Source organism: Algoriphagus sp. AGSA1 (assembly GCF_021390545.1).
In the GTDB taxonomy this organism is placed as follows: Bacteria; Bacteroidota; Bacteroidia; order Cytophagales; family Cyclobacteriaceae; genus Algoriphagus.
The window spans coordinates 1-17,135 of the sequence record NZ_JAJUWR010000062.1; the positions used below are offsets into that span (position 1 = coordinate 1).

At 42.0% G+C, this 17,135-nt stretch carries 13 protein-coding genes; 8 read left to right on the forward strand and 5 right to left on the reverse strand.

Going from position 1 to position 17,135, the window contains the following annotated elements:
• Window positions 1-231: 231 nt before the first annotated feature.
• The 3 genes from LZF95_RS25805 to LZF95_RS25815 form a co-directional block, all read right to left on the reverse strand.
• The gene (locus LZF95_RS25805; RefSeq protein WP_233758365.1) at window positions 232-936 is read right to left on the reverse strand and encodes a DUF5677 domain-containing protein; all 705 of its coding nucleotides are present in this window, start codon (window positions 934-936) and stop codon (window positions 232-234) included.
• A gap of 756 nt (window positions 937-1,692) precedes the next feature.
• Window positions 1,693-2,724, reverse strand: a complete 1,032-nt coding sequence (locus tag LZF95_RS25810) for a YhcG family protein (protein WP_233758367.1) — start codon at window positions 2,722-2,724, stop codon at window positions 1,693-1,695.
• A gap of 705 nt (window positions 2,725-3,429) precedes the next feature.
• Window positions 3,430-4,326, reverse strand: coding sequence for a hypothetical protein (locus tag LZF95_RS25815; protein ID WP_233758368.1), 897 nt, complete (start codon window positions 4,324-4,326; stop codon window positions 3,430-3,432).
• A gap of 490 nt (window positions 4,327-4,816) precedes the next feature.
• On the opposite strand from LZF95_RS25815, the gene LZF95_RS25820 reads away from it, so the two are divergent.
• The 8 genes from LZF95_RS25820 (at window position 4,817) to LZF95_RS25855 (ending at window position 14,708) form a co-directional block, all read left to right on the forward strand.
• Window positions 4,817-6,385 carry a type I restriction-modification system subunit M gene (locus LZF95_RS25820; RefSeq protein ID WP_233758369.1) on the forward strand — a complete coding sequence of 523 codons (1,569 nt, stop codon included), beginning with the start codon at window positions 4,817-4,819 and terminating at the stop codon, window positions 6,383-6,385.
• Window positions 6,385-7,620, forward strand: a complete 1,236-nt coding sequence (locus tag LZF95_RS25825; protein ID WP_233758370.1) for a restriction endonuclease subunit S — start codon at window positions 6,385-6,387, stop codon at window positions 7,618-7,620. The genes LZF95_RS25820 and LZF95_RS25825 overlap by 1 nt, the downstream gene beginning before the upstream one ends.
• Before the next feature lie 9 nt (window positions 7,621-7,629).
• Entirely contained in the window at window positions 7,630-8,454 is an 825-nt protein-coding gene (locus tag LZF95_RS25830) for a toll/interleukin-1 receptor domain-containing protein (protein ID WP_233758371.1), read from the forward strand.
• Between the two features lie 440 nt (window positions 8,455-8,894).
• Window positions 8,895-9,734: an Abi family protein gene (locus LZF95_RS25835; protein WP_233758372.1), complete on the forward strand. Its 840-nt coding sequence runs from the start codon at window positions 8,895-8,897 to the stop codon at window positions 9,732-9,734.
• Between the two features lie 441 nt (window positions 9,735-10,175).
• Window positions 10,176-10,619 carry an excisionase family DNA-binding protein gene (locus LZF95_RS25840; protein ID WP_233758373.1) on the forward strand — a complete coding sequence of 148 codons (444 nt, stop codon included), beginning with the start codon at window positions 10,176-10,178 and terminating at the stop codon, window positions 10,617-10,619.
• Window positions 10,619-11,188 (forward strand): putative toxin-antitoxin system toxin component, PIN family, encoded by a 570-nt coding sequence (locus tag LZF95_RS25845; RefSeq protein WP_233758374.1) that lies wholly within the window; start codon window positions 10,619-10,621, stop codon window positions 11,186-11,188. Before LZF95_RS25840 ends, LZF95_RS25845 begins: the two co-directional genes overlap by 1 nt.
• A gap of 145 nt (window positions 11,189-11,333) precedes the next feature.
• Window positions 11,334-14,207 (forward strand): type I restriction endonuclease subunit R, encoded by a 2,874-nt coding sequence (locus tag LZF95_RS25850; protein ID WP_233758376.1) that lies wholly within the window; start codon window positions 11,334-11,336, stop codon window positions 14,205-14,207.
• 105 nt (window positions 14,208-14,312) lie between these two features.
• Window positions 14,313-14,708, forward strand: a complete 396-nt coding sequence (locus LZF95_RS25855; RefSeq protein WP_233758377.1) for a GIY-YIG nuclease family protein — start codon at window positions 14,313-14,315, stop codon at window positions 14,706-14,708.
• A gap of 121 nt (window positions 14,709-14,829) precedes the next feature.
• Here LZF95_RS25855 and LZF95_RS25860 read toward each other — a convergent pair whose 3' ends face one another.
• Window positions 14,830-15,189, reverse strand: coding sequence for a cupin domain-containing protein (locus LZF95_RS25860; RefSeq protein WP_233758378.1), 360 nt, complete (start codon window positions 15,187-15,189; stop codon window positions 14,830-14,832).
• 163 nt (window positions 15,190-15,352) lie between these two features.
• Window positions 15,353-16,921 (reverse strand): IS1182 family transposase, encoded by a 1,569-nt coding sequence (locus tag LZF95_RS25865; protein ID WP_233758380.1) that lies wholly within the window; start codon window positions 16,919-16,921, stop codon window positions 15,353-15,355.
• Between the last annotated feature and the right edge of the window lie 214 nt (window positions 16,922-17,135).

Consider the following 17,135-nt stretch of genomic DNA (forward strand, 5'->3'; position numbering starts at 1 on the left):
CCACCCGCAAGGCAGCGCTTTGTCCATTCTTGACTTCTTCCAATCAGTCCAAAAAACAGGCAATCAACTCAAAAAAGCCAAAACAAAGAAAAAATGCTAGAAAATGAACTTTTGATTATTCATGGAAACCAATGTTGTGCAGTCGGCAATTTATTATTCATACTGATAAACTGGTAAAATATACATTTAAATTATGTGGATCTTTCCATACTAAAAACTCATGCTTCTTTTTTAATTCATTAAATGCACAAACAATAGTTTATAACAATAGAATAAAACTTCTTCTAGCTGGGCTATTTCTATTGCCCTTGTTTCTTCTTGATTTTCCATGTAAAATGTGAGGTTCGAAAAGTGGATGTATTGTGATAAAAACTTCCATAATATAAATGCGTGTACATTAGCTTGGCCTATTTCTGTTTGAGGAAGGTCATCAACTAACTGTTGTATAGTTCTAAATTTTTTAAGCTTAAATTCTGATTTTTCATGAAAAAAAATATCATTGTTAGGATTACTTTTAAATTCTTCTTTCAATTCATTTTCTCTGGATTGTGTGTGGAGTTGACTATTTTCACCACCAAAAAATTTATCATTTATCTTTCTAGATTCTTCATAAGTTTTAAATCTTTGTTTATGAGCAGAAGCAGTAATTTTAACTATTTCTTCGTCTTCAAAATTACTATGTAATAAATGAAGGATATGAATAAAGTCGTCAAGCAAGCACCTAAACAAAATAAATACAGACGTGTGTAAATTATGTTTGCTTTTTGAGAGTAATTGATTGATGTCGTAGTTAATAACTGCTGACCTAGATAGCATCCCCAATAGATATGAATCTTTAAAGTCAGGTTTGATTCTTTGACTTAATGACTCAAGTATGAAATTTGAGGTTTCTGCTACTTCCAGAGCTAATTTTGCAATATCTTCTTTCGTTTTCATGTTAATTGACTATTTGTATTTTCATGCTGCTGCACAACACTTGTGGTTATAGGATTCTCACTTCTTTATTGCGTCAATATCCCATTGTCCACAGGGTTTCGGGGTTCTGCCGAGAGCAAATTAATAAACTAGCTCATCCCATCCTTCTTCCCGATATGCTGCGCTATCGGTACAGGCTATATAGAATTAGGCACTTGTTTAGTACTATCATCCAGATGTCAGGGGCAAAAGGTGTTTGATGGATTCCGGATTTAAGCCCGGATGGGTGCTAAAAGTTGGTTATTCGTTTTCTACTAAAAGGTTATTGCAAGAAAAGGGATTTAGATTTAAAAAGCAACCCTGCAGGCTGGCTTCCCGATACGCTTCGCTATGCGGGACAGGATCTCGCTAAAACCAACCCTACAAGCTGGCCCTTCGCTAGATTAATCCACTGGATTAATCCTTCACGCTCAGTCCTCCCAGACTGTTTCTAGACGCTTGTCCCTCCTCCCCTACAGGCTGGCCTCTCCTTAAAAATGTCCAAAGGGACATTTTCTTAACAGTCGATCCTAGGGTATATTTTTTGGTGAAAAACGGGAAGTTATCCACATTTTAGGCTGTGGCAAGGAGTTTCGGGTATTTGGGGGATGGAATGCGGGTCATTGGATTGGCTAGCCTCCCTATACGCTTCGCTTTACTGGACAGGATTGGATTCATTTCATCCCCAAAACGTTTTGACCAGCTATAGCGATTCTTTTGTTACATTAAATGTAGTACCTATTCTTTTGACTGGTTTTCCCTAGCTACAGCTATCGCCCTATGAAGCTTCTCACTTAGTATCTTTTTGTCCGGAAGCTGGGTAAAGTATTGTGCTACCTTAATATCTCCATCTTCCAACATCAAATATTCGATGTGTTCCGTATTGCCTTCGCTGCACAGAATCAATCCTATCGGTGATTCTTCACCTTCTTTCCGCTCATTTTTATTAAGGTATCTCAAATAGAGCAGCATTTGTCCCTCGTGTTCAGGTTTAAATTTGCCAAGCTTCAAGTCAATAGCTACCAAACGTCGCAGGCTTCTGTGATAAAACAACAAGTCTATCCTGTAGTCGACAGCATCAACAGTTATCCTTTTTTGGCGGTCCAAAAAAGCAAAATCATTGCCCATTTCCTTTATAAAGGACTGCAGATTTAACAAAATGGCATCTTCCAGATCTCTCTCAGAATAGGTATCGGCAAGTCCCAGTATATCCAAAAAATAACTGCTTCGAAAAACTGCATCGGGAGTGAGTGAATGGGTAGTTTTTATTTTGTCCAATTCCTGTCTGATGAGTTCTTTGGGTTTACGGCTCAGTGCAGTTCGCTCATACAACATACCGTCAATTTTCCGGTCGAGGGTTCGGGTGTCCCAGTGCTCTAGGTGAGCCATTTCCAGATAAAAAGACCTCTTCAAATCGTCATCGATAAACATCAGGGATCGCAAATGTGTCCATGTCAATTGTATACGCACCGCGTATACAATCTCATCTTCAGTAAAAGTATACGCGGCGCGTATACAATGTAAAAGTTTGCGGTCGCTCCATCCTTTGCCGTAGCGTTCTGTAAGTTGGGTTGCCAAATTTTTAATGATTTCTTTCCCGTATTCCGCGCGTTTGCTGTAAAGTACATCTTCCTTGATCCGTTTGCCTATAAGCCAATTCATCAGGCATACTTCTTCATTCACAACTGAAGCCAAACGGCTGCGGGTTCCATCAATCAGTTGGCAAACATCACTATATAATTCTGGACTATATATCTCTAAATTTTCCATAGTCAAACCATTATCCGATAGGTTTCATTAGTCATAACTGCATAAAAATTATTCAATCGCTCATATTAAGGTGATCAAATCTTTGATCTTTCAGAAAATACCGCATCTCATTACCTTTAGTAAGACTAATATAATTGAAAAGACTTGTGAGCCGTGGCGTATTGGCGTCTGCTTTTAATAAAAGCTCTTTGGTCAATAAACAGCAAGATCAATAGCCGGACGCAGTGGATAAACTTACGATACTCTCTGGACGCTGGGTGAAGTTTGCCTGCCCTACAAACTGGCCCAAGGCTAAAATCATTCTCAGAATGATTTATTAACGCCATGTCCTACCCTAATATCCTTACCAATTTGCAATTGGCTTTTAACCTCACCCCTCTCCCGATACGCTGCGCTATCGGGAGCGATCGGCTCTGCTATCATTTTACTAGCTAATTCAGAATTAAATGGGTTCCGGATTTAAGCCCGGATGGGTGAGATAAAAGTTGGCTGTTCGTCTTCTACTAAAAGGTTATTGCAAGAAAAGTAATCTAGACTTAAAAATCCATACCCAGTACAGGGTATATTTAGTGCGATAGAGAGAAAGTTATCCACATTTTAGGTTGGATAGCCAAGGAATTGCTGGGATTTGGCGTGGATGCTTGCGGGGAAACTGTAATCTTTTGGGCTCCTATGAACTGATCGTTGAGTTGTAGCTCGGTTTTCCTATTCATACTCAATTCTCTTTCCATCTTCGACGGAAGCCCAAACTTTAGCAATTGAGGTGTTTATTATTTTGATTCCGCCATCTTGATTTATCTTTCTTTCTTGAGTCATCTCCACCTCAATCGAAAACTTATTGGAGAAGTGAACATCACCCTTTAAGACCTGATGTCTGAATATGGAGTCATTCATATCAAAACTTATAATCTCATTATTATAAAAACCTTTCCACTTGAATTTCCCTCGTTTTATCGCTGGTGATATTACGTCAATGACAGCTTTTTCAACTGATAGGGGTGGCAAATCATCGCTCTCCAAAATATATTTATTGAACTCAGTTCTTAATACCTTCCTCGGTTTACCAACAGGTTCTTTCGCTTTAAATCTTAAAATTTCTATAGAATCAATTTTTCTGTATCCAGACAGTTTTTTATACAAATTGGATTTACGCCATGCAATTTTGTAGTTCTTATTAATTAACTCAACCGACCCCACCAATTTGTCCTCGCTTAATTCATCCTCTTCCTGTAAAAACTCTAAGTTGAGTTTTTCTAATTCCTTCTTCTTTAGCTCATTATCCAACTTCAAATTTTCGATTTGAAGCTTAGTTAGTTCCCTGTTTTCTGCTGGAAAACGGGATATGGTTATGGCAGCTACACTAACTAACAGAGTTATTTGAGCAGAGTTTTGACCAATGAAACTCCATATTTCTTTAAAACCACCATCTTCAGGAGGAGAAGTCTCTAATCTAAGATCCAATCTTAAAGTTTCAGAGATTTCATTAAATATAAAAAGCATTTCCTTTTCGCATTCATTTCTTAAAATTGAGTCAATCGTATGGCTTTCATCCTTAAAAAAATAATGGAACTCCAGTCTGTCTGATCTTTCTATTACTCCCATAGATTTATAAGTAGTATTGTGCATAATGAATTCACGCAATCGTTAAAGGCTGTTATTTTACTGTTTGTGCTATTTACCCAATACCGTTGAAGCTGATAATAGTTTACTATCTCACACTTTCGCAGCGTATGTGCCCTCATAATTTCATCGCAATAGGAATTGAAATATTAGGACAGGCTTACTCCATTAGCAAAAGGTAATCTTCATAGGTGCCGCGAACCTATAAAGGTCAGATATGAGTTCTGGGGATATGTCCAGAAAAACAAGATAAAAGTTGGCTATTCATTTTCCACTAAATTGTTATTGCAAGAAAGGAGATTTTCGGACAAATTCCATATCCCTTTTCTATTTTTTCGATCTCAAGTGCCCTGCTTCCCGGCTAAACTCCTATTTTTAGAGAGCCAAAACGGCCTGAGATGGTAAGTCACTGAATCCCATGGCTTCCGCTCCCCAATTAAGTTTTTCTATCGCATTAAACTCAAGCACTTCAATGTCTGAAGGTCAAAAACGCCAGCTGGAAACCCAGCTCTGGGGTATAGCCAATCTACTCCGGGGTAAAATATCCGCTGACGATTACCGGGATTATATCCTGGGATTTATTTTCTACAAGTACCTCTCTGAGAAACAGAATATCTTCGCCAATAACCTCCTGGAAACGGAGAAAATCAAAGAGTACACCAAACTGACTGATCCAGAACTGCTGGAAGCCGTCAAAGAGGAATCTCTGGAAAAGCTGGGCTATTTCCTGCAGCCCGGCGAACTCTTCTCCACTCTTGCTGCCCGGGGAAATGCAGATACCGAGACAGAGAGCAATTACATCCTCGAAGATCTCAAGGCGGTGCTAAACCATATCGAGCAAAGTACCATGGGGACGGATTCGGAAGAGGACTTCAATGCACTCTTTGAGGACCTGGATCTGAACTCTACCAAGATCGGCAGAACGGTAGCCGCCAGAAATGCAGTGATTGTGCAGATTCTGAATCATCTCAATAAGATCGATTTCAAGCTGGAAGATATCGCTTCCGATGTACTGGGTGATGCCTATGAATACCTGATCGGCAAGTTTGCCGCCGGGGCAGGTAAGTCTGCGGGGGAATTCTACACCCCTCAGCAGGTTTCAAAAATCCTCGCCAAGCTGGTAACCACCGGCAAAACAAAAATCAAGTCCGTCTATGATCCTACCTGCGGTTCGGGTTCCCTCCTACTCCGGGTAGCCAAGGAAGCCGAGATTGCGGAATTCTATGGTCAGGAACTTAATCGCACCACCTATAACCTGGCGCGGATGAATATGATCCTCCACGACGTGCACTACCGGGACTTCAATATACAGCAGGAGGATACGCTGGAGAATCCCCAGCATCAGGACTTGAGATTTGAGGCTATTGTGGCCAATCCGCCCTTCTCCGCCCATTGGAAGGGAGATGAGAATCCCCTGAATAGCAACGATCCCCGGTTTAGCCAGTTTGGAAGACTGGCCCCCAAGACCAAGGCTGATTTTGCCTTCTTACAGCATATGCTGTTTCAGTTGGCTGACAATGGGATTATGGCCAGCGTATTCCCCCATGGGGTGCTGTTCCGTAGCGGAGCGGAAGGCGTGATCCGGGAGTATATGATCAAGGATATGAATGTGCTGGATGCGGTGATCGGGTTGCCGGCGAATATCTTCTACGGCACCTCCATCCCGACTTGCATTGTGGTGCTGAAAAAATGCCGGGAGCAGGATGACAATGTGGTCTTTATCGATGCAAGTGGCCCAGATCACTTTATGAAGGTTGGCAATCAGAATGAGTTGCGCGATATGGATGTGGAACTGATCATTGAGACCTACCGGAAGCGGGAAACCAAGGATAAATACAGCTATGTGGCCACGCTGGCAGAAATCGCCGAAAACGACTACAACCTGAATATCCCACGCTATGTGGACACCTTCGAGGAGGAGGAAGCCATAGACCTGGATGCCGTGGCAGAAGAACTGGTACAGCTGGACGCTGAGCTGAAGACTAATGAGGTATCGCTGATCGGATTTTGCAGGGAATTGGGAATTAAGACACCTTTTTGATGATGGGAGAAAAAAGAAATGTGCCTGAGTTGAGGTTTGATGGGTTTGAAAAATATTGGGTAGTGAAAAATCTAGGCGAGGAAATCCAAATTTTTAATGGATATGCCTTTCCGAGTAAACTATCGCAAAATAATGGTAGTAGATGGGTCAAAATCGCTGATGTTGGAATTAACAAAATCCTCAACTCAAACAAATCGTACCTCCCTCCCTCTTTCACTAATAAGTATAAAAAATTCGTACTTCAAGAAGGCGATGTAGTTGTTGCTTTAACTAGACCTATCCTAGCTGGAAAACTTAAAATCGCAAAAATCGATCATGATTCAAAAAACTCTCTATTGAATCAGCGAGTTGGCAAGCTGATTTCATTAGGAAGCCTCGATTATGCATACCAATTGTTTCAACGGAGATCTTTGATAGGTCGAATTGAAAATAATATTGCTGGAACTGACCCTCCAAATCTTTCCCCGAATGACCTATCGACATTTAGATTATTATTTCCCTCCCTCCCCGAGCAGCAGAAGATCGCCAGTTTTCTGACAGCGGTGGACAGAAGGATTGAGTTGCTGGCGCAAAAGAAGGAAAAGTTGGAGCGATACAAGAAGGGGGTGATGCAGCAGATTTTTGCTCAGAACCTCCGCTTTAAACAAGAGGATGGTTCGGACTTTCCGGATTGGGAAGAGAAGAAGTTGGGGGAGGTTGCAAAGTTTTCAAAGGGCAAAGGAATATCGAAAGTTGACATTTCAGCAGAGGGAAATCTAGAATGTATTCGATATGGTGAACTCTACACGGAATATGCAGAAGTCATAGATGAAGTAAAGTCTAGGACAAAAATTGACAAGAAAACATTGGTTTTGAGCCAGGCTAACGATGTGATTATCCCTTCTTCTGGAGAAACCCAACTTGATATAGCCAGAGCAGCATGCGTATTGAGATCTGGGGTTGCACTTGGTGGAGATTTAAACATTATCAGGTCATCATTAAATGGGGTCTTTTTATCATTTTATTTAAACCACAGACGAAAATATCAAATAGCTCAAATGGCACAAGGTATCTCCGTAGTCCACCTGTATAATAGTCAATTGGAAAATCTTAACATTGAAATCCCTAGCTTGGAAGAGCAGGAAAAAATCGTCCGGTATCTAGTTAGCTTAGATAACAGTATTGAGAATCTTAAAAAGCAGATAAACCATACACAGACCTGGAAGAAGGGGCTGCTTCAAAAGATGTTTGTGTGATAAGAAATTATGGAAAACGAAAAGGTAAAGCAGATTTATCAAAATCTCACCAAAGAAGCTGAAGTATTAAAAGATCCCACCGAGTATAACCAAAACTTTATTGACTGGAGATCTAAAGCACTACGAATGACCGTCGCAATTTTTGGAAAGCAATCTTCTCAGGAAAGGTCTTTGGAACAAGCAAGATTTGTTCGTCCCAGCGCATACTCGAGAGGGCCTTTCAGTGCCGCTTCTGTTAATCAATATGAAACAACTGTTGATCGATTTCAAAAACTCCTTCACTCATTTGTGGAGGAACATACTTTATTCGGTGAGGGTAAAAGTGATACTTCGGACCCCAAAAGTCAGGGAGGGAAAAAGATATTCATCAGCCATTCTTCAAAAGATGACGAAATCGGAAAAGAAGTAATCAACTTGCTTCAGCTGATCGGAGTCAAGCACAACCAGATATTTTACACTTCTGCAACTGGTTATGGAATACCACTCGGAAAAGATTGGGTTGAAACCTTAAAAACTGAAGTAAGCGCTGAGGGAATTGTGATATCATTACTCTCCGACAACTACTTCACCAGCCAAATTTGTCTTCTGGAAATGGGAGCGACCTGGGTTTTATCAAAGCTTCATATCCCTATTTTGATCCCCCCGCTAAATTTCAAATCCGTTAATGAGGTGATCAACGCTACCCAGGGATTTATGATCACGGATAAATTGAAATGGTCCACATTAAAGAAAGACCTCGAACAGCTTTTTGATATTGACCCTTTACCCTACGAAAAATGGGAGCCCCAGAGAGATGCCATACTCGACCGAATATCAAAACTTTTACCTTCCTAGATACCAACTCATAAACACTTAGAAACTGTTTTTTTGTCAGGTTAGAGAAATCACCCCGATCCATTCTACACACCACCTACATCGCACGTAGGCCTTCAGATGAATCAAAGCGATCAATTTCAAAACAGAAAACGCCAAGGATTGAGACCTGACGATTTCAGATTTTCTTTGGCCGAACGGCAGGATCAATGTGACGTTTAATAAAGAGGAATTTTCTTTTCTTTCTTGAGAAAAGAAACAAAAAGTATCGAAATCTATAGTAAACGTAACAAAAAGAAACAAAAACGTTGCATAAATGAAACGGTCTTACGAAATTTGTATCAACAGTACCTGAGTTGCATACCGTAAGATCTGCTCTCGGGTCATTTTTTTTATATTGGTCAATGCAAAAGCCAGCACATACAATTTCGCAACAGCTAGAGCTCCTGAAGTCAAGGGGAATGCAATTTAGAGATGAGTCAACAGCTCCGCATTTTTTAGCAAACATCAGCTACTACAGATTGAAAGGGTATTGGTGGGATATGCAAGCCGACTCTACTAGCCACAGTTTTGAACCTAACAGTTACTTTGAGGATGTAATTGACCGTTACAACTTCGACAGACATCTCAGGCTCATTCTTTTTGATGTTGTAGAACGAATAGAGATAGCTCTGAGAACTCAAATGATTTATCACTTATCCTTACGTTATGGACCGTGTTGGTATCAGGATTTCAACATCTTCAACAACTCTGTGTGGTTAGCTAGACACTTGGATACTTTAATGACCGAGTTTCACAGAAGTCAGGAAATCTTTATCGTTGATCACAAAAATCGATATCCACATGATTATCCCGAATCTTGGAAAATTATGGAGGTTGCTTCGATGGGTACTTTATCCAAATACTACAAAAACTTAAAGCATAACCTCCCCGAGAAATCAGCAATTGCAAAAGGGATGGGGCTTAACTTACATACCGAGCTTTCAAGCTGGCTGGAGGCAATTGGATATGTAAGAAATATAGTTGCTCATCATTCCAGACTATGGAGTAGGGATATGGTGAAGCGTCCAATACGTTCAATAAGAAACCCTTCAGGATTGTGGTTAAATCTTCCTCTGGAGGAAGCCCAACAGAAGAAACCATTTCTAATTATCTCCTGCATGCTCTTTCTTTGCAACAAGATCACTCCTAACCATCACATAAAAACTAAAATCCTCGATCTTTTTAAGCAACACCCAGAAATGCCCATCTACAAACTTGGTTTCTTTAATGACTGGGAAAAGCAGGATCTCTGGAAATAAGAAAAAACTAAAAAAATCACCCCGATCCATCCTACTACACCACCTACATAGCACGTAGGGCTTCGGATGGATCAAAGCGATCAATTTCAAAACAGAAAACGCCAAGGATTGAGACCTGACGATTTCCGATTTTCTTTGGCCGATCGGTAGGATGAACGCTAGACAAAGTTAGTGTGCTTTTTATTAAAATCCCTGTCTTTGCATTGACAGTACACGCCACGCTACCCACTTGAACAGCGTCCCAGGGCGTGTCTTTTGCTTTTTAGGGGACTAACAATCCCAACAGACCAAATAATTTTGTTGAAAAAAAATACTGCTTGGATTAAATGCCAAGAATTCTAAAAGGCACTGGTCACACACTTGGATATTTTTTTTTCTAATGAACTTTGTTTCGTTTGTTGCGTTTGCTAAATTAACATCCTGACTAACATCTCCAACACTATGCCCACCCTTATTAAAAAACCTACAATCAAGGAACAGACCGCAGCCAAGCAATCTGTTGAAGCATTAAGGCAGATAACTACCTCTTCAAAGACAAATAATTCTGTGGTTTTTGAAGTAGGTGGAAAAACAATAGCTGTCCCAAGAAAGGCTGTGATGCTATTTGAGAAAATTTTGGATGAAATGGCAGGCGGAAGATCCGTACAAATCACTTTAGTAAATGAGGAACTGACCACACAGGAAGCCGCTGATTTGCTCCAGGTATCTAGACCCCACCTGGTGAAGTTGCTCGACACGAATAAGATTCCTTCCAAAAAAGTAGGGTCACATAGACGCGTCGAACGAAAAAATGTGTTGAAATATGAATCGGACTTGAAAGCAATCCGACGAAAAAATCTAGATCTCTTAGCTCAGGAAGCACAGGAAATGAAGCTGGGCTATTAATGAAGATAGTTGCTCTCCTAGATGCCTGTGTACTCTACCCAGCCCCTATCCGGGATTTCCTTTTGAACCTTGCCGAAGCAGGTTTATTCAAACCAAAGTGGACAAGTAAAATCCACCAGGAGTGGACTAGAAACCTTATTGCCAAACGACCTGATTTAAAACCTGAAAGAATCAAGCGAACAGTTGAACTGATGGACGGAGCTTTTCCCGATGCACTGGTGGAAGATTACGAGTCCGGTATAACGACCGTTGAATTACCAGATCCAGATGATAGACACGTGCTTGCGGCAGCAATTTCAAGCAATGTAAACTACCTAGTAACATCAAATCTCAAAGACTTCCCATTTGAAATTTGCCTAAAACATCGGATTGAACCAATACACCCCGATGAATTCGTTTTGTTGCTGAGAGAGGCATCTCCAAATGCAGTTTATGACAGCTTCATATACCTTGTTAAAAGTCTTAAAAAACCACCTCAGAATATGGGCCAGGTTTTGGAAACATTGGAGAAATGTGGTCTGGAGAAATCAGTCCAATGGCTGGATGGGTTTGACAGCATAACAACTTGACGAATGAAACGTGGGTGCGAATGTTTACAAACGGTTTGAACTCAAAAGGATTTGCTTCACATCAACTAAATCCACATCTTAGCAGTAACAGTACCTGAGTAGCATACCATAAGATCTGCTCTCGGGTCATTTTTTTTACCAGTTCATGACGATACAACCCGAACAGGCGTTAGAAAACAACCTGCTGATCCAGCTCTCAAAGCTAGGCTATAAGCAGGTCATCATTAAAGATGAAACCACGCTGCTGCTTAATCTCAAATCACAGCTGGAACTGCATAATAAAGCAACGCTCAGCGACAATGACTTCAGGCAGATTCTGAATTTCATCAACAAGGGTAATGTATTCGAACGTGCCAAAATCCTCAGAGACCGGGTTCCCTATGTGGATAAAAGTGGAGAACACCGCACGATAGAACTGATCAACCAGATCCACTGGTGCCAGAACCAATTTCAGGTGACCCAGCAGATCTCCGTCGAAGGAAAATACAAGAACCGATACGATGTCACCATTCTGATCAACGGACTTCCACTGGTCCAGATAGAATTGAAGCGTAGAGGGTTGGAACTCAAAGAAGCCTTTAAGCAAACCGACCGCTACTCCATCCATTCCTATGGCGCAGGACAAGGGTTGTTCCAGTTTATCCAGCTCTTTGTGATCAGCAATGGTGTAAATACAAAGTACTATGCCAATGCACCGCTGAAAGACCGTTCCTTCAAGCAAACCTTCTATTGGTCGGACACTAAGAATAAACTGATTACCCAGCTATCGGAATTTGCAGATATTTTTCTGGAGCCCTGCCATGTCAGCAAAATGATCACCAAGTACGTGGTGCTGAATGAATCCCAGAAGACCCTGATGGTACTCCGCCCCTACCAGTTCTATGCGGTAGAGGCAATTATCGAGCAGGTAAAGACTACGCCCAAGTTCGGATATATCTGGCACACGACTGGATCCGGGAAGACCCTGACCTCATTCAAAACCGCCCAGATTCTCACCAATCTACCACAGGTTCACAAGGTGGTATTTGTGGTGGACCGAAAAGATTTGGACTACCAGACTACCAAGGAATTCAATTCTTTCAGCAAGGGAAGCATAGACGGCACCAACGACACCAATACCCTAGTCAGGCAACTGGCTGGAGATAATAAACTTATCGTCACCACTATACAGAAGCTCAATACCGCCATCACCAAGGTGCGTCACCTGTCAAAGCTTGAAAAACTAAAGAATCAACGGATTATTTTCATTTTTGATGAGTGCCACCGTAGCCAGTTTGGCAAAACACACGCGGATATCAAGGAGTTTTTTGAAGGTGCGCAGCTGTTTGGTTTTACAGGAACACCGATATTTCCGGAAAATGCCGGAACAAATGCGTACGGCAAGCGTACGACCGACATGCTCTTTGAGGAGTGTCTGCACAAGTATGTGATCACCGATGCGATCCGTGATGAGAATGTGCTTAAGTTCTCAGTGGAATACATCAGTACATTCAAAAAGAAGGAAAATATCCTAGACATCAATGTAGAGGCGATCGATGAGGAAGAGGTAATGAATGCCCCTCAGCGATTGAATAATGTAGTCGATTACATCCTTGCCAACCATGGCAGAAAGACCCATAGCCGTTTCTTCACTTCGATCTTCTGCGTATCCAGTGTACCGACTCTGATCGAATACTATCAGTTATTCCAACAGAAGAAGGAAGCCGGAGAACATCAGCTAAAAGTGGCTACTATCTTCTCTTATGGAGCAAATGTGGACCTGATTGACAGCGGGGAGGAATTTGAGGATGACTGGGAAGAAGGTGGACTGGACATGGCAGCAGACGTAGGCCGTGAACACTATATTCCGATGGGCAGGAAGCATCCCCGCGAATACCTGGATGAATTCATGGCTGACTACAATGCTACCCATAGCACCAACTACAATACCAGAGACAGCAGGCTTTTCTACCAGTATTATAATGACATTGCTGACCGGGTAAAGAAAAAGCAGATCGACATCCTTTTGGTCGTGAATATGTTTCTCACAGGATTTGACAGTAAGGCATTGAACACGCTGTATGTGGACAAGAATCTGAAATTCCACGGACTGATTCAGGCCTACTCCCGTACCAACCGGATTCTGGATGAATTGAAATCCCAGGGAAATATCGTTTGCTTCAGAAACCTGAAACCTGCCACTGACGATGCCATTACTCTTTTCTCCAACATCACGGCAAAGGATGAAATCATCATGCAGCCCTACGAAGACTACGTGGAGAAATTTCAGGTAGCGGTAAGCAAACTGCTCGAGATAGTACCCACGGTGGACTGCGTTAACGAGTTGCCTAGTGAGATGGAGAAACTGGAGTTTATCAAGGCATTCCGGGAGCTGATGCGGCTGAAGAATGTGATGGGCACCTTTACAGAATTTGAGTTTGACGATCTGGTGATGTCAGAGCAGGATTTCGAGGACTACAAAAGCAAGTACCTGGATATCTATGATAGCAGCAAAAAACCGGGCAAGGAAAAAGTCTCCATATTGAATGATGTGGACTTTGAGCTTGAACTGATCCACCGCGACGAGATCAATGTCAGCTACATTCTGAAACTACTGGCCAATTTGAAGGATGCAGCACCGGAAGACCAAGAAAAGCAGAAGAAAGCCATTGTAGAATTAATTGTAGGAGAATCCCAACTCAGAAGTAAGCGTGAACTGATAGAGAAATTTATTAATCAGACCCTGCCGGTAATTGAGGATTCTGAAGACATTCCGGAGGAATTCCTGAATTTCTGGACAAAGGAACGGATCGAGGCCTTGAAAAAGCTCAGTGCGGAAGAAGGTTTGGATACGGATAAATTGGAGCAAGTGATCGGTGACTTTATCTACACCGAGAAAGAACCGCTACGGGATGATATTATCGGTATGCTTAATTCGCGTCCAGGACTAAAGGAGCGCAAGACCATTGCCGAACGTGTGAAGTCTAAAATCATGGATTTTGTAGAGACCTTTATCAATGGAGTTTCTGCCGCTGCATAGGTGACGAGTGTAAGAAATAAAATACGACCGGAGGCAGATTTTAAGTAATAAAAAATGTGAGATAAACTCGAAACTTCAGGTTAAAATTTAGCAGTAATTCTACACATGAAAACAGAAAATATCAACTGGTATCAGCCTACTGAATTTTACATTTTAACTGTCAATTCATTTGTGAAAATCGGTATTACTTCCAATTGGAACAACAGGGAGAAAACTTATAAGAAAGAATTTCAAGAGATTGAATTCCTAAAAATCAAATCTTATCCATTTGAATGCAGGTGGCATGCAGAATTAATCGAGCAAGTTGTAAAATGGAGATTGAGGCGGTGGGTGGTTTTGGGAAGACATGAATATTTTGAGCTACCAATTCAAATGATTTTAGATTGTCTTTCGGACACCAGAAAGGAACTGGAAAATGAATTAAACAGACATGAATATATTCATAAAACAGGTAGTGATAGATGGGGTTATTACAAACAGATTTCTGATTACTATTTTTAATGAATTACTTATGGTAGAGCGCTCCCAAAGGAATTGAGAGGTTCATCCCGATAGCTATCGGGAGTTCTGTGAGAGGTTTAGGAGTGGGATTCCCCTTTACCTACTCACTATGCGTTTGTTTTTATATTCTGTCCAATATGTGTTTTGTCAATTCGTTTTCTGTGTCGCCTGTGTTCAAAGTTGTTGCAGGTTCAAAAAGCATAACCCATACTTCTTTGTCTGCTACGGGTTTGTGTTCTACACCTTTTGGCACTATCAAAAATTCATTTTCATTTACAATTACTGTTCTATCTCTATACTCCATTTTGAAATTCCCCTTTACGACAAAAAAGAGTTCGTCTTCGTGGTCGTGTTTGTGCCAAACAAACTCGCCTTTGAGTTTGGCAAGTTTTACGTGCTGTCCATTGAGTTCGCCTACTATTTTGGGCGACCAATGTTCAGTAAAAAGTTGAAATTTCTGTCCAAGGTTTACTTTTTCCATTTTGTTGTCTTTAAGTTTGCCAAAATTGAGTATTTACTTTCTTATCTGTTTGGTTGTATGTCAGTTACTGTTTGGTTTTCGAAAATAACGCTCAACGTCAGTTCGTCTAAAAACCTTCATTTGGTTTAAACTACCGCCTTTTTGTTGGTTATTTTGCTTGATTTTAGGCCGCTCTTTTAAAACTGCTTGAATGCCAGTCAAAAATCCTTGTTTTGTATTCCGGTGTCTTTTGGGCATCTAAAAGGTCCATCAGAGCCAAAAAACAGCACCAAAGTGCTTTCAGATACGCTTTGAGTACTTCCGGCCCTACCAAGTTAAAGATTCTACGCAGATTGTAGGCAGTGAAGATCAGACCTACGTCTGAACTTGCTCTGTCCATTCCTTTTTTGGTGATGATGTAGTGGAAGTTCCACTGTCGTTTCATCGTCCCGTAGTTGTGCTCGATGATTGCCTGCCTGCGTTTGTAGAGATGTTCTTTTTCTCCGACATTCTTTCTGTTGATGTCGATGTAGTCCTGATGTTCGGTGCGTTCGATGACTCTGCCTCTTCCACGGGTGTTTTTGGTACACCGGTCCAGAACCGGGCATCCTTTGCAGTCTTTGGTCTTGAAGTGTTGTACCCGGATGGGGCTTGCGCTTTTTCGGGAAGAACCGCCCCGGTCTTTTTTGTACCAGGTTCCGTTGGTGGACAGGACTGACCCTTGCGGACAGGTATAGGTCCGGGTTTGGGGGTCGTAGGTGAATTCCGACACGTTGAAGGCCGGATCGGGAGCCATACTTGCACCGCTGACTGCAGGAATGGCCACGATGGGTTCAACTCCCAATTCGACCGTTGTTTTGATCTCGCTGCCGGTATGGTAGCCCTTGTCAAACAGGGCGGTGAAGTGGTTGGTGCGAAGGATGGACTTGGCTCTTCTGACCATGTTTCCCATGGCCTTGGAATCGTTGTTGTTCGTTACTTTGAAGTCGATGGGAATGTGGTGTATGGCATCGGTGGTGGACTGGATGTTGTAGGCGACTTCGGTGATGTTGTTTCGTATGATCATCTGCCTACTGTCGGGGTCGGAGGTGGAGATCTGTTCCTGATCGCTGTTGTCCAGCCGCTCACCAAGTGATTCGTATTTTGCATTTCGTGCGGACTGTTTTTTGATTTCCGCCGCCAAGATTTCCTGTTGCCCGACGTCTCCGTCCTCTTTTGCAAGTTCTGCCTGATACTTGGCGAGCTTTTCTTCAATGTAGGCCAGATGCCGCTCGATCTTTTTGGTGTTGAAGTTGTTTTTCTTGCTGTTCTGGGCGCGGAGCTTGGTGCTGTCTCCTGCGAGGAGCGTACCGCCGATCAGTTCAAAATGTTTGGCCATCTGCACGGTGGCACGGAACACTTTTTTGATCGCGGCGGGATTACCCTTGCGAAAATTGGAGATGGTATTATGATCAGGCACCAGTCCTTTCATAAGCCACATCAGCTCGATGTTTCTCCTACATTCCCTTTCCAGCGCCCTGGAAGACCTGATTCTGTTGAGATACCCATAAATGAAAAGTCTGAGCAGGTCACCGGGATGGTAGGCAGGCCTTCCGTTGTCAATAAAGTCCATCTCAAACCCCAAAGACCTTAGGTCAAGGGAGTTGACAAACAGGTCGATCAGGCGGGTTTCGTTGTCAAAGTCAAGGGAATCATCCAGGCAGGTGGGGAAAAGTGCGAGCTGGGTGCGGTCAGTTCCTTGAATAAATTTCATATAAAAAGATACAAAAATATCCCCATAAGTCCCACCGGTTTAGTGGGTGTTTTTAGTGAAATTTTGAAGGGGTTTTTAGACAGTCTGACGTGCCGCAGCTAAGAAGCGTGGGGTATTTCGGAGCGATTACCTGTCAACCGAAACGAAAAGTTGCTACGGAGAACAAACCTTGCGGAAAACACTGTTCACCCCATGCTTTCTTAGCTGATGTTAT